Origin of the sequence: Paenibacillus phytohabitans (assembly GCF_013141775.1) — a bacterium.
Classification (GTDB): Bacteria; Bacillota; Bacilli; order Paenibacillales; family Paenibacillaceae; genus Paenibacillus_AQ; species Paenibacillus_AQ phytohabitans.
In genome coordinates this window covers 401,409-414,859 of record NZ_WHOB01000069.1, presented here as the reverse complement: position 1 = coordinate 414,859, position 13,451 = coordinate 401,409, and the positions used below count along the sequence as shown (strand labels likewise).

The 13,451-nt window shown below is 50.4% G+C and carries 11 protein-coding genes; 2 read left to right on the top strand and 9 right to left on the bottom strand.

What is annotated here, in order from left to right:
- Positions 1-60 precede the first annotated feature (60 nt).
- Both GC101_RS25205 and GC101_RS25200 read right to left on the bottom strand, forming a co-directional pair.
- The gene (locus tag GC101_RS25205; RefSeq protein ID WP_171719508.1) at positions 61-747 is read right to left on the bottom strand and encodes an SDR family NAD(P)-dependent oxidoreductase; all 687 of its coding nucleotides are present in this window, start codon (positions 745-747) and stop codon (positions 61-63) included.
- A gap of 45 nt (positions 748-792) precedes the next feature.
- Positions 793-1,359, bottom strand: a complete 567-nt coding sequence (locus tag GC101_RS25200; protein ID WP_343049824.1) for a cysteine hydrolase family protein — start codon at positions 1,357-1,359, stop codon at positions 793-795.
- A 130-nt stretch (positions 1,360-1,489) separates the two neighbouring features.
- Here GC101_RS25200 and GC101_RS25195 point away from each other — a divergent pair, with 130 nt between their 5' ends.
- Positions 1,490-2,089, top strand: a complete 600-nt coding sequence (locus tag GC101_RS25195; RefSeq protein ID WP_171719507.1) for a TetR/AcrR family transcriptional regulator — start codon at positions 1,490-1,492, stop codon at positions 2,087-2,089.
- Between the two features lie 22 nt (positions 2,090-2,111).
- Here the strand turns inward: GC101_RS25195 and GC101_RS25190 are convergent, their stop codons facing one another.
- Genes GC101_RS25190 through GC101_RS25175 form a run of 4 tightly spaced genes read right to left on the bottom strand, consistent with a single transcriptional unit; the run spans position 2,112 to position 5,923 of the window.
- Positions 2,112-3,176, bottom strand: a complete 1,065-nt coding sequence (locus GC101_RS25190; RefSeq protein WP_171719506.1) for a HAMP domain-containing sensor histidine kinase — start codon at positions 3,174-3,176, stop codon at positions 2,112-2,114.
- The gene (locus GC101_RS25185) at positions 3,173-3,844 is read right to left on the bottom strand and encodes a response regulator transcription factor (RefSeq protein ID WP_171719505.1); all 672 of its coding nucleotides are present in this window, start codon (positions 3,842-3,844) and stop codon (positions 3,173-3,175) included. Before GC101_RS25185 ends, GC101_RS25190 begins: the two co-directional genes overlap by 4 nt.
- A 29-nt stretch (positions 3,845-3,873) precedes the next feature.
- A complete protein-coding gene (locus GC101_RS25180) occupies positions 3,874-5,328 on the bottom strand; it encodes a methyl-accepting chemotaxis protein (protein ID WP_171719504.1) in 1,455 nt (484 codons plus the stop codon).
- Positions 5,329-5,377: 49 nt separating this feature from the next.
- Complete coding sequence (locus GC101_RS25175; RefSeq protein ID WP_171719503.1) at positions 5,378-5,923, bottom strand: hypothetical protein; 546 nt, start codon at positions 5,921-5,923, stop codon at positions 5,378-5,380.
- Positions 5,924-6,225: 302 nt separating this feature from the next.
- On the opposite strand from GC101_RS25175, the gene GC101_RS25170 reads away from it, so the two are divergent.
- Complete coding sequence (locus GC101_RS25170; protein WP_171719661.1) at positions 6,226-7,671, top strand: MDR family MFS transporter; 1,446 nt, start codon at positions 6,226-6,228, stop codon at positions 7,669-7,671.
- A gap of 88 nt (positions 7,672-7,759) precedes the next feature.
- Here the strand turns inward: GC101_RS25170 and GC101_RS25165 are convergent, their stop codons facing one another.
- The 3 genes from GC101_RS25165 to GC101_RS25155 form a co-directional block, all read right to left on the bottom strand.
- A complete protein-coding gene (locus GC101_RS25165) occupies positions 7,760-10,573 on the bottom strand; it encodes a glycoside hydrolase family 2 TIM barrel-domain containing protein (protein ID WP_343049823.1) in 2,814 nt (937 codons plus the stop codon).
- A gap of 172 nt (positions 10,574-10,745) precedes the next feature.
- Positions 10,746-12,227 (bottom strand): ribosomal protection-like ABC-F family protein, encoded by a 1,482-nt coding sequence (abc-f, locus tag GC101_RS25160; protein WP_171719501.1) that lies wholly within the window; start codon positions 12,225-12,227, stop codon positions 10,746-10,748.
- 359 nt (positions 12,228-12,586) lie between these two features.
- The gene (locus GC101_RS25155; RefSeq protein ID WP_171719500.1) at positions 12,587-13,444 is read right to left on the bottom strand and encodes a Cof-type HAD-IIB family hydrolase; all 858 of its coding nucleotides are present in this window, start codon (positions 13,442-13,444) and stop codon (positions 12,587-12,589) included.
- Positions 13,445-13,451: the final 7 nt, after the last annotated feature.

Here is a 13,451-nt window from a genome sequence, read left to right as displayed (position 1 = left end):
GCGGTCTCCTTATACGGGGAACCGCTCTCTTTTGTTGGCTATTGCCAGTGTCATCATTCCTTAGGATAGGGCTCTGATCACTTCTCCGCCAGCGCTGCCGGCCGGCAAGGAGGCAAGGTCAATAATGGCATCAACAACGGTTGCCGGATCGTTCGCGCCTCCCGGGTTCTGTTCGGTCTGCAGATTGCCGGGGTCGAACAGGTTGACGATGATTCCGTGCTTGGCTTCTTCAGCCGCCACCGTTCTCATCAAAGCCTCCAGACCTGCCTTGGCAGCTGAATAGGCACCCAGTCCCGGGTAGACCAGATTGGCCATCACCGAGGTAATGGATACGATACGTCCATATTGCTGCTCTCTCATTATCGGCAGGAAAGCGTTAGTTACGAGATAAGGGCTGTACAAATTGAGCTGTAGAGTTTGATCCCAAGCCGCAAAGGTTAAGTCGTGAATATGTGTCGGGGCTCCTGTTCCGCCCGCATTGTTGATCAGAATATCCGCCGTCCCTGCCTGCGCAATTACTTGGTCACGCAGGTGCTGGACCTCTTCAGGACTTGTAACATCTGCAGGAATGACTATCGCTCTGCCGCCGGACTCTTCAATGAATGAAGCTGTCTCTTGCAGCTTCTCCGGACGTCTGCCTACCAGAATGACGGTTGCACCCTGCTCTGCCAGCTTAATCGCTGCAGCTCTGCCAAGGCCTGTACCCGCACCTGTAACTACTGCAACCTGATCTGTTAATGAACCCATAGTACTGTCCTCCTTCTATTCTTAAGAACTCCGTGACTAACATTCTTACTTCAACGAATTTGCCCAGGCCTCTACCGTCAGCACATCAGCTTGGGCGGGAAATACCTTCCCGGTAAGCACACGGTGAACCTCAGGATCGGAGTCGATACAAGCATCTGATAATACAGTAAGACCATAATCCTTATCTGCCGCTTCGCGTAAGGTAGACAGGACGACTCCGCTTGTTGCGATACCGCTCAGAATCAGCTTATCTATTCCGCGGGAGCGAAGCAGCTCCTCCAGCTCACTCCCGGAAAATGCGCTGACACGGTATTTGCCGACAAACGGCTCGTCCGGCAGAGGCGAGAGTGCGGCATGAATATGCATCGACGGGTGCTCCGCAGTGATTCCGCTATTGCCGGGCATTCTGCCGAACATTTTGTTAAGCGGGCTAACCTGAACACCTTCGCGCATGGCAACACCAACATAAATGACCGGTATGCCATGCTCGCGGGCTGTCATTAATGCCTTCTGAAAAGGCAGTAGAGCCCCTTCTTCCTGTACATATCGCGACACAATGGCATTCTGCATATCCATCACCAGCAGTGCGGTCTGGCTTAGTTCCTTCGTCACGTCTTGCACACTCCTTCGTTATCGAATAGTATGAAGTGGAGAACTCTCCGCTTATCCTTGCCTTGATATTAAACGGAGAGGTCTCCACTTGTCAAGGCGGGGACTACAGAAGAACAGGAAGTGATGATCAATGGATCAACCGGTTATTAACTGCCGTCCCGAACGCAAAGACGCCGCCGAGAACCGGCAGCGTATTCTGGATGCAGCATTACGATTATTTGAAGAGCATGGCGTTGAGCCGGTCAGTATGAATCAGATCGCTGCGGAAGCACAGATTGGTGCCGGAACGCTGTACCGCCGGTACCGCAACAAAAACGAGCTGTGCATGGACTTAATCAGGGACCCTGTGGACCAATTGTCCAGGGACATTAAAGCTTATCTTCAAGGCAACAATTCCAGCCCGCCTTCCGAACGGTTACGGGGACTGCTCGCCCTGTTTCTGCAGTTCAAAGAAATCCATGCCGGACTGATTGCTGGCGTTGAGCATTCGTCTGCCCCACTGGGTGCGCATTCCAGGACAAGCACTTCGCTGTATGAAGAATTCCATCAGCTGCTGGTTCAGCTTTTTGAAGAGGTGAGTCTGGAAGCCCGGCAAGCCGGACCGGACAGTGTATTCAGAGCAGATATGCTGATGATTGCCCTGAGCAGTGATTCGTATCTGTTCCAGCGTAATGTACGCGGCAACTCCCAGGACACCATACTGGATCAGCTGTGCCAGACATTTATTTAGAACCCTGCGCGCAGGCTCTGCCCTATCTGATATTCAAACGGACGCTGAAGGTGGTTCCAGTTCCCGGTTTGCTGTCTACACTAATCTTGCCGCCGAGCATTTGCAGCGCCTTCATCACCAATGCCAGCCCAAGGCCGTTGCCTTGCTGCGAATGTGAGGTATCGCCCTGATAGAATTTGTCAAAAATATGCTTGAGCGTCTCCTCGTCCATACCGCAGCCGCTGTCCGTCACCCGTACCACTGCATAACCGGCTATGGTTGTCAGCTTAAGCGAGATTTTTCCGCCTGGAGCGGTGAATTTGATGGCATTGGACAACAGGTTGTTCCAGATCACCTCCAGAATACTCTCGTCATACCTTACGACAATCGTCTCCAGATCAGCTTGAAAGGTGATGTCCTTGCTCTCCCACAGATTCTCATAGGCCAGAGCACAGCGCCGCAACTGTTCACTGAGATCATAGGGTGCGGATAAGGGAAGGATCTCCTGATTCTCCAGCTTGTTAAGCTTCAGAATATTGGTGATAAGCTCCGACAGATTCTGTGAGGCGTTCATGATTGTATCTGCATATTTATTCCGCTGCTCATCTGACAGCTTGTCTTGCTGTATAGCCCGCGCATAGCTCTGAATAACGGCCAGCGGCGTCTTGAGCTCGTGGGATACATTGGCGATGAAATCATCCTTGAGTGTCTCAATGCTGGAGAGCTCCTCCGCCATGGTGTTGAAGTCTTCGAACATGACTTCTACATAGTCCTTCTTGCCATCCTTGCGCAGCGGAGCCAGCCTGACCGAGAAATCACCCTGGGCGATCTTCCTGGCAGCATCGCTAAGACGCCGCATAGGCCGGCTGAAGGAATAGTGGCGGAGAATGCCGGTGACTACACTGAGAACCAGGCTGATGAACAGGAAATAGCCGATCATGGAAGGCGCTATGAGGAGTGCGGAAGTAATCCCGTCTTTTCTAAGCGAGAAGTAGATCATCACAAAACAGCCGTTAACGATCATCAGGGCGATAGACAGCAGTATCCAGTCCTTCCAGAGGACGAAGCTGGTGTTGATCCGTTTGTTCTTGTTCCCTCTCCCGCTCATAACGGCTTCGCCTTATAGCCGAGTCCATGCACTGTGACAATCTCAAAGTCCGGACAATGGGAGAATTTATCCCGCAGCTTGGTGATATATACATCTACCGTGCGCGGGCTGCTCTCGCTGTCCAGTCCCCAGAATTCATCCATCAGCTGGTTGCGCGTGAAGGTTTTTTTGGGATAAGACAGCAGCTTAAACAGAATATTGAATTCTTTGACCGTCAAAGCAACCTCCTCATCATCCACGTATGCCGTCCGTTCATCCGCATTCATCAGCAGACTCCCGATAGCCAGCCTTTTGTCGCTGGCAATACTCGCCCGGCGCAGCAACGCTCCGACCCTCAGCACCAGCTCATCCATATCGATCGGCTTAACCATATAATCATCGATGCCGATACGGAAGCCCTTTTGCTTGGCTGAAATATCATCCCGGGCGGTCATGAATAATATTGGAATGGTCTTGTCCTGGTCGCGGATTAACGATGCAAATTCAAAGCCGTCCATCTGCGGCATCATAATATCCGAAATGATCAGATCTATCATATGGTCAACCAGCTTGTCAAAAGCCTCCATGGCCGTGCTGCAGCTGACGGGTTCATAACCGCTCTCTTCCAAAAAGGAGCACACGATTTGATTGAGCTTCAGATCATCTTCAACCACCAGAATACGGATCATGCAGATCCCCTCCTTTTATAAGTGCAAATTCACTCGTTACGGTGTTCAATCAGTGCCTGCAGCCGGACACTTGAGTTGTTAATGCTGCCAATGAATTCAGAGATCAGTCCGATACTATGCTCCTGCTCCTCAGTAGTAGCCAGCATCTCTTCTGTTGCCGCTGCATGCTTCTGGGCGATACCGGAGATATTCCCCACTTGCTCACGCACCTGATTGAAGATTGAACTTACCTGATCGGTCAGATTCCGTTCGGTTAGTATGTATTCGTCAATATGCCGGAAAGTGCTCTGTATACTGTCAATGCTCTCCAGCACTTGACTGCTGATAGCTTCTCCCTCTATAACGGCAAGACTGCCGTGAGTTGCCTTGTCGACGACAAGCTGTGTGTTGCGCTTGATAGTATGAATAATAGCATCGATTTGCTGTACTGTATCCATACATTGCCGGGCCAGCTTCTGGACTTCATTCGCCACTACCGCAAACCCCGCTCCGGCTTCGCCTGCTCTGGCAGCTTCAATACTGGCGTTCAACGCCAGCAGATTCGTCTGATCGGAGATCCCTTTGATCGCTGACAGGAAGCTATTCACCTCATCCATGCTGCGGTTCAGCTCTTCGACGGTAGTCAGTGAGTCTCTAACTGCTGTGTTGATAATCTCCATTTGTTTGCCCATTTGCCGGATGTTCTCCGAGCTTCGCCTAACCACTACTCCGGCTTCTCCGGAGGTATGTGCCAGACCTTGCGACAATCTATGGATACCCGACATTTGCCCGCCCGCTTCATTCATCATGGTACTGATATGGGTGAGACTCTCTGATTGATCTACGATGCCTTCCGTAACTTCATGGATATTCGTTGTAAGAACACTGCTGATCTTCTGTAACACTCCCGCATCCCTGCTGCAGTTGGCAATATCCGTATTGAGTGCCGTCGTATGCTCATGAACAACATCCACCATAGTATCCACGGCATTTAACAGTTCTTTGGCCTCGGCTTCCTTGCGGGCGGATAGCTCAATCAGATCAGCACTTCTTTTACAGACAAAGTACAATGCCACAATAGTCAGTTCTATGAAACCAATAGTCATCAGGAAAGTAGTATCAAACACATGATGCTCCGAATAATAAATTACGATATACGAAATATTGTACAAGCCGCCAAAACCGTACAGCAACACCCTATTCAAATATAGGGCAATCACACAGAGCACAACCATGATCAGCATCCCTGCACCCGGTGATTCAATGTATGGGATGGTACAGGTCAGAACCGCTATTGTCAGAATAACAGTGGTCTGCAGCACATATTTCTTCCGGTAAATGAACCATGTGACGACGGCCAGCTCCAAGAGCAGCGACACCACGACCTCACTTCTAACTTCACTGGTACCCAGGAAGAAGCAGAAGGCGGCAAACGTGATCCACAGGATACAGGCGATAATCTTATTCACTTTTATAGTATTGGTCATCAAAAAGCTATCATTCATTTCCCGTTCCCCCAAGTAGCTTAAGTATCCCGCATTAATTGTTCTTGCTTTAAGTCAGCAGACGGCTCGCCTGCTCGCAGGCCCGATATAGTCTCTCATATTGCTCCTCAATCAGCGGGCCTGCCTGCGCGGTCACCTTATTGTATACATTGTTGTATAGCGGATAGGCTGCCCCCCAGCCGGCAAAGCCGATGAGTCCCAGAAAGATACACAGCAGAATTCTGCTGTCCAGATAACTGAACACGGCTCCGCCGACAAAACAGGTGCCAATAAGTCCGGTAATCAACGCATTAATAATAGCGCGGGAGGTCTTGGACTTCTCCAGCCGCTTAATAGAAGCGAGAGCATGATCACATTCCTGCTGCAGCCTCTCTATACCTTCTACTTTTCTGATTGTCCGGTTCCGCTTAAATTTCAGTGCGACAGATCCGGGTTTGATATAAGCTGCTCCGGGGACCTGCCGTTGCGTATTCTCTTCTGCCTGGATCCAGCCCAGATTCTTGTAACAATCCTTATACAGCTGCGCAAGCTCCTGATCTGCCAGAACCGTGATGTACTCAAAAGCTATGAATCCGTTATCCATCCGTTCTTCCATTCTCCCCACTCCTTCTAAGATCATTACAAGGATAAGCACTTGCTCAACGCTTTATGATCCTCATTATCACGCAATGTTGTTAAATAAATGTTAAACTCCGCTACAATCTTTGCGTGATGCTGATTTAACAACTCTTTAACATCTGTATAACAACTTCTCAACATTTCATTGGCACACTCATGTTGTTGCCCGGGGCGCCATGGACCGGCCGGTGAATTACACATTAGAGAGGGTGGAGTAGAGTGAGTAAAGAGAAGACGGGAAACATCAGTTCAATTCGACGGGGACCTATTGTGTTCATAATGATTTTAGGTGCTTTTCTGGCTACGCTGAATCAGACGATTATGAGTGTTGCCGTGCCGGAGTTAATGGTTGATTTTGGAATCGCAGCATCGGTCGCCCAGTGGCTGACTACAGGATATATGCTGGTGAACGGGGTGCTTATCCCAATCACTGCCTACTTAATGCAGCGGTTCACTACACGTGAGCTATTCCAGAGCTCCATGCTTATTTTCCTGGCAGGTACAGTCTTATCAGCGCTGGCCGGGAATTTTCCCATACTGCTGACCGGACGGCTGATTCAAGCCGTGGGTGCGGGAATTATCATGCCGCTGCTTATGAATGTTATCCTGACGCTATACCCGCCTGAGAAAAGAGGTGCGGCGATGGGCATGGTTGGATTAGCCGTGATCTTCGCCCCTGCACTTGGACCTACACTGGCCGGTTATATCCTGGAACAATACAGCTGGAAAGCTATGTTCTACGGTATCCTTCCGTTCACAGTACTTATCATCATCGGCGGTTTCATTTACTTGAAAAACGTATCTAATCGCTCCTATCCGAAGATTGATATTCTCAGTGTTGTATTGTCGACCGCCGGATTCGGCGCTTTGCTGTATGGATTCAGCCGGGCGGGTACCGCCGGATGGTCCAGTATGGAAGTGCTCCTCTCGCTCGGCGCGGGAATCGTCTCTCTGGCCCTGTTCACCTGGAAGCAATTAGCTTCCGCCAACCCGCTGCTTGATCTGCGGGCGTTCAAGTACCCGATGTTCTCCTTAACGACTGTTATTAATGTTGCTGTTACCATTGTGATGTATGCGGATATGATATTACTTCCACTCTACCTGCAGAATGCCCGCGGCTTCACGGCTATGGAATCCGGATTAATGCTGCTTCCCGGATCGTTGATTATGGGCTTCCTGATGCCGGTCACCGGCAAGCTGTTCGACCGCTTCGGGGCCAAATGGCTGGCCGTCATCGGTCTGCTGATCATGATCGCCACTACCTTCAGCTTCACTAATCTAACCGATTCAACGGGCTATCTGTATATGGCTGTCATGTCTACCGGACGGCGGATCGGACTGGCAATGATCCTAATGCCGATCCAGACTGCCGGTCTGAATCAGTTACCCGCCAAGCTTAATGCCCATGGCACAGCGATCTCCAATACGGTTAAGCAGGTTGCCGGAGCCGTAGGAACTTCCCTGCTGGTAACGGTAATGACTAACAGCACAACCTCTGCTATGAAGAGCATGGCTGATGGGAGCGCCGGTAGTATGACCCGGGAGCACATGCTAATGGAGGCCTCCATCCAGGGCATCAATGACGCCTATCTCGTCATCATCGGCATCAGCATCGCGGGATTGCTGCTCTCCCTGTTCATTAAGCAAGTGAAGCAGACATCCGGGGAGCAGACTGAATCTAAACCCGAAATGAAGCTGACCACGGCAGGTACAACCGAAGTCTGAATAGATGAAGTCTTATAATCTTGAAAAAACACAAAGGAGCGGCTCTCCCGATGGAGAATCGCTCCTTTGTGTTATTCGTTCGTTACTGCTATTGAATCAGCGCCTGAAGCTCGGCAACAGTTGCCTCATATTGTGGTTTGAATTCAGCAGATTTCATATAATTAGCCACGCTGGTCAAGAACTGTCTGCCTTCAGGGGTCTCGCTCACCTTGCCTGCATCCAGTGCACATACCAGCAGATTACCGTTGCCTACACGGCATTCCGTAAGGAAGCTAAGCTTATGATTACGTTCGAAATTATCAATGGTCTGCACAACGGGATTCCAGCTGCGGTCCGCATCATCCATGATCAGCGATTTCGAATTCTCCACAATGCTCCACCATGGATAGGTCGAATGCTCCTCACCCGGGAACTCACGAAGTACCGGGTGGCTGTTATCAATCAGCAGACCCATCGTACCGACAGGTACAGGGCGGTTCATGCTCTCCGAGATGGAGCGGAACATCGGATAACACCAGAAATCAGTGCAGTAGTACCCTTCAATTGCATTCTTCAGGGATTCCGGCTCTGGCATAAGCAGCACATTGCCGCCCTTCTCCAGCAGTGCAAGCGCCTCTTCGGACAGCTCCGTGAATACATGAATGTCCTCAAGCGGGTTGCTGCTCTGCTCAGGGTATACCCACAGGTCGTAGCTCTTGCGGATATCCGTCCCCTGGATGGAAAGGGATAATATGATCTTACTCATCTGGTCTACGACAGGAAGAGTTACCGCCAGATCGCAGATGTCGATATAATGGCTTCCGGCCGGAATGGCCGCTAAGGTTGTTCCTTCAGCAATTACATTACCTTCTGCTGCAAGCTGCCATAGCAGCTGAGCGGAATCCGGCATACCGCTGCGGAAGCAGCTAAGCTCCACATGGGCGGCGAACAATTCACCCGAGGTATAATTATACTTAGGGAATCGTGCCATCAGTACCGCATCATTGCAGAACGTACGCCACTCCTCGGCACTGACCAGTCCTTTGGAATCCATGAAGGCATCAAGTACGCCAACCAGCGCAGTCCCCTGACCGCTGAAATCCTGCAGGTCCAGCAGCTGGAAGCCGGCCAGCCGCCGCGAGCGGAAGGCAGCCTCAAGCTCCTCCTTATAACAGGCTACCGCAAGCTGGCCGGAGGCTTCAAAGTATTTCGATGCCAGATGTCCCAGTCCCTTACTCTCCAGCCGTTCACGGAAAATCACAAAGTTCTCAGCTTTGATCGAACCCGTGTATTTCGTGATTTCTTCGAAATTAGGGAACGTAGCGTATTGTCCGATCTCATGCGAGACTACCGGAACCTGCGGAATCCATTCGCCGGATTCTCCGCCAGCCTGCACCGTTTTGGCTTCGGTGCCATACTGAATCTGGATCTCGCCGCCGGCAGCAGCAGCCTGTCCTCCTCCATTCAGGAAGTCCGGAGGAACGATCTGGTCGTCATAATCCTTCATCGTGCCGGGCACAGCGGTCTGGACATGTCCCAGCGGAGCATCGCACATCGCATAGGAGCCTCTGAACAACCGGTCACGGGTGAAGCGAACCCCGCTGAAGAAGTCGTCATGCTCCAGAACCTCCGGTACCCATTGGTGGTTATTGGAGCCTTGGGTGTATAAAGGCCGGTCATCGAACGCTTTGTAGTCCTTCAGGAAGGAATCAATCTTCTCTTTGCTGCCCCACAGCTCGTTGCCGAGAGACATCATCACAAAGGATGGATGATTGCCGAAGTCCCGCAGAATGGCATAGCCTTCGCTGATCAGGTAATCCTGCTCTGCCTGATTATGCCCTTCGTCCGACTCTACCGTAATCGTACCCCAGAACGGAAGCTCCGGCTGCATGTAGATCCCAAGCATATCTGCAGCGGTAAAAGCAGCCTCCGGCGGACAGCAGGTATGGAAACGGTAATGATTGATCCCGTAAGACTTGGCGATGCCAAGAATTCTGACCCATTCTTCAACATCTGTAGGAGCATAGCCGGTCAGCGGGAAGATCAGTCCGTCATGTTTGCCGCGGAGGAAAGTCTTCTCCCCGTTAATCGTGAACTTGTCGCCTTCTGCCCGGAATTCCTTCAGTCCGAAGATAACCTCCTGCCGGTCGATGGCATTGCCTTCGCTATCCTTCAGAACCAGGAGGATATTATACAGATTGGGAGCGGATTCACTCCAGAGCAGCGCCTCTTGGCCGAGTGCATAGTCTACTGAGAACTTCCCCGGTGATACTATGTACTCCTGCTCTTCTACCGTGTGTGAATCCTCACTATTGAAGCTCTTGGCAGATACTACAAGAGTAGTCTCGCTCTTACTCTCCAGAGTTGCTGTGATGCGGACGGAACGTGCAGCCAGCTCCGAATCCAGGCGGATGCCGCTAAGCTGTGACTCTCCGTAGAATTGCAGCTCCATACGGCCGGTAATTCCGTTCCAGTTCGTCTGGGTATCCGGCGAAGTCAGATGTCCGCCTTTGGTCGGGTAACCCGTGTTATCTACGCGGATCGTGATTATATGCGTACCCGGCAACAGCTGCGGGAGCTCGTATACATGGGCGGTGTTCAGACTGTCGCGGCTGCCAATCTCCTGCCCGTCCACCCACAGCGTTGTAAGCCGTGTACGTTCCAAATATAGATAACTGCTCTTGCCGGCCAGCTCCTCTGGAATGTCAATCTCCCTGGAGTACCATACGGATCCTTCGAACAGATATTCATCCGTTAGAGCGCTTACCAGAAACTCCTCATTCTTCGGTCCTTTGCGGGCATGGGAGGTTGTTCCCGGCAGTGTGATTACATCTGTGTAAGGTAATACGAGTCCGTGCTTACTCTCATCTAACTGCAACTTCCATTCGCCTTCGAGGCTGATCTTTGTCTGCAAAATCCTCACTCCTAATCGTGGTAATCTCTAAACTTCTGTTGTATGGTGCAGGCTGCTTGCTATTCTTCCTGAATAAGCTTAGCATATTACGCCAAATATTACAGTCCTACCTTCCGGAATGCATTCATACTACATTTACACGCAGAAAAAAAGCCCCTGCCGCTCGCAGAGGCTTGTCATCTTAATCCATAGCTTCGATCTTGGTAGCAATATTCGCGCAGAATTCCCGGTCGTGCTCCACAAACAGGATTGTCGGCGTATGTTCCATCAGCAGCTCTTCAATCTGCATCCGGGAGATCACGTCAATGAAGTTAAGCGGTTCATCCCAGATATGCAGATGCACCTTCTCACTGAGGCTCCGGGCAATCAGTACTTTCTTCTTTTGGCCGCCGCTGTAAGTGGACAGCTCCTTCTCGAACTGGATCCGCGAGAAATCAAGCTTGCGCAGAATCGATTTGAACAGACTTTCATCGATTCCGTGCTCTCTGGCATATTCGCTCAGACTGCCCTGCAGATGCGAGGTGTCCTGGGATACATAAGAGATGGCAAGCTGGCTGTCCTTCCGTATAACACCTGTATGATGAATCTCCTCCCCGCAGATCAACTTGAGAATACTCGATTTCCCGGAGCCGTTGCTGCCGGTGAGTGCAATCCGGTCGCCCTGCTCAATCGTGAAGCTCACCTCTGAACAAACACTTTTGTCCCCGTAAAAGACCGAAACTTCATCCAGCTCGGCCAGCTGTTGCTTATGATACGGAAGCTGTGATATTTCCAGACTGTCCGAGCTTTCAATGTTCCGCAGCAGCTTGGATTTCTCGGTGATCGCAGATTCCTGCCGCTGCTGGATCGATTTCGAGCGTTTCATCATTTTTGCAGCCTTGTGACCGACATAGCCCTTATCTAATTTGGAGCCGGAGTTCCGGGTGCCGTTCTTGGACTTCTCTACCTCATGGGCCCAGCCGCCCGTCCGTTTGGAGGAAGCCGATAACCGCTTAATGTCCCGCCGCAGCTTCTCGTCTTCCGCCAGCTCGAAGTTATCCTGCCTCGTCTTATTCTCCCACCAGCTGCTGAAGTTCCCCTTCTGGATCTCAATATTGGTCTTGTTGATCGACAGGATATGGTCTACACAGTTGTCTAAGAAGGCTCTGTCATGGGAGACCAGAATATAGCCGCTCTTCGTGCTGAGATAGTCACTGACCAGCTTACGAGCCTTCATGTCCAGATGGTTGGTGGGTTCATCGATGAGCAGGAAGCTGTTTTCCTTGATAAAAAGAGCAGCCAGCAGCACCTTCGTCTGTTCTCCGTTCGACAATGAATTGAAAGGCCGGTACAGCACATCCTCCGCTACCTTCAGCAGGTTCAGCTCCCGTATTAATTTCCAGTGTATATATTCCGGGTCAATTTCACTGATTACATCCAGGGTCTGACTTGTGGGGTCCGCAACCGAAAATGGGAAGTATTCAAAGCTTACTTGTGCGGATATCGTCCCGCTGTATTCATATTTGCCGAGCAGCAGGTTCAGGAAGGTGGTTTTGCCCCGGCCGTTGCGCCCGGTGAAGCCCAGTTTCCAATCGGTATCCAGCTGGAAATTCACATGCTCAAAAATATTATCGTAAGTGCCCTCATAGGCAAACGTCAGATTGCTCACATTGATTAATGACATACAATATCCTCCTGTACAAAATAATAAAAGCTGCAAGAAGGTTATCTTCTTACAGCTCAAATAAATACAGCAAATTCAGCCCGGACGGACTTGAATAAGGATATATTGATTGAGTGAAAAGATGCAGACCCTTCTTGCATATAAAGAATAAAACGCGCGCACGAAATAACGCCCTTATAAGATGAACTTATGAATGAAAATGTAGCCATTCTTAAGATCATGTACTATAAAGCTGTTTTATTGTTTAATACCGCAAGAGAATCCTACACTATACTATTCAACTCCAATCGTTTAATTAAGTGCATTTTACCATGTGCTTTATTGGATATCAACCCGGTCCGTATGCATACAGTGTCTATTTAAGCTGAGATCAGGCCGTATTTCAGGAAACAGTTATACAGTCCGTCTTCCTCAATGTGGTCGGTGATATCATCGGCAATCTCTTTGAGCTGCTCTCTGGCATTACCCATAGCAACCCCCACCTGGACATATTCCAGCATCTCCAGATCATTAAGCCCATCGCCAAGCGCCATACTGTCTTCACGCGGAATGTCCAGGTGCTTCAGTACATCGGCAATGGCCGAAGCCTTGTGGACACCCGGAATCATCAGCTCCCCGCTGTTCTCTCCAAACAGGGGGATAGAACTCTGGAGTGCTGTGAACCTTCCTTCGAATGCCTCCCGGATCTGATGAAAGGGCAGACTGCTCTCCAGAAAACAAATTTTGTTGACATCATCCAAATATAATTCTTCGTTCCCATAGGTCAGTGTTGCGATATAAGGATGCGGGGACAGCCGTTTTCTCTCCTGCGCTGCAGGATCATTCAGCAGATCACCATAAATTCTGCGTTCCAGATGCGGCTGTAAATTCCGGCTTCCGTATAGGGCAGTGTTGGATTCCAGAATAAAATCCACCTCATTGGCGTGAAAATAATCGACCAGATGTTTGGCGTTTTCCGGAGTCACTTTTTTGTGATAAAGCATTTCATTGCCGTTCTCTACATACCCTCCTGCTGCTCCAATTAAGCCGTCGAAGCCAATATTCCAGATGGAGTCATAGATCTCAGCCTTCGAGCGGCCGGTACACAGGTAGAGCAAATGCCCGTTCTCCCTCGCCTGTCTGCACGCCTGCTGCGCCGATTCCGGTATGATTCCATTCTCAGTGAGAAGTGTTCCGTCAATGTCGATGAAGACTATTTTTCTGCTGCTCTGACTCATGAATCCC

Bases quoted from the DNA above. Each gene is read 5' to 3' on its own strand.
- GC101_RS25185 (WP_171719505.1), bottom strand. From the start codon at position 3,844: ATGATCCGTATTCTGGTGGTTGAAGATGATCTGAAGCTCAATCAAATC.
- GC101_RS25155 (WP_171719500.1), bottom strand. From the start codon at position 13,444: ATGAGTCAGAGCAGCAGAAAAATAGTCTTCATCGACATTGACGGAACA.
- GC101_RS25205 (WP_171719508.1), bottom strand. From the start codon at position 747: ATGGGTTCATTAACAGATCAGGTTGCAGTAGTTACAGGTGCGGGTACA.
- GC101_RS25180 (WP_171719504.1), bottom strand. From the start codon at position 5,328: ATGAATGATAGCTTTTTGATGACCAATACTATAAAAGTGAATAAGATT.
- GC101_RS25170 (WP_171719661.1), top strand. From the start codon at position 6,226: ATGATTTTAGGTGCTTTTCTGGCTACGCTGAATCAGACGATTATGAGT.
- abc-f (WP_171719501.1), bottom strand. From the start codon at position 12,227: ATGTCATTAATCAATGTGAGCAATCTGACGTTTGCCTATGAGGGCACT.
- GC101_RS25195 (WP_171719507.1), top strand. From the start codon at position 1,490: ATGGATCAACCGGTTATTAACTGCCGTCCCGAACGCAAAGACGCCGCC.
- GC101_RS25175 (WP_171719503.1), bottom strand. From the start codon at position 5,923: ATGGAAGAACGGATGGATAACGGATTCATAGCTTTTGAGTACATCACG.
- GC101_RS25190 (WP_171719506.1), bottom strand. From the start codon at position 3,176: ATGAGCGGGAGAGGGAACAAGAACAAACGGATCAACACCAGCTTCGTC.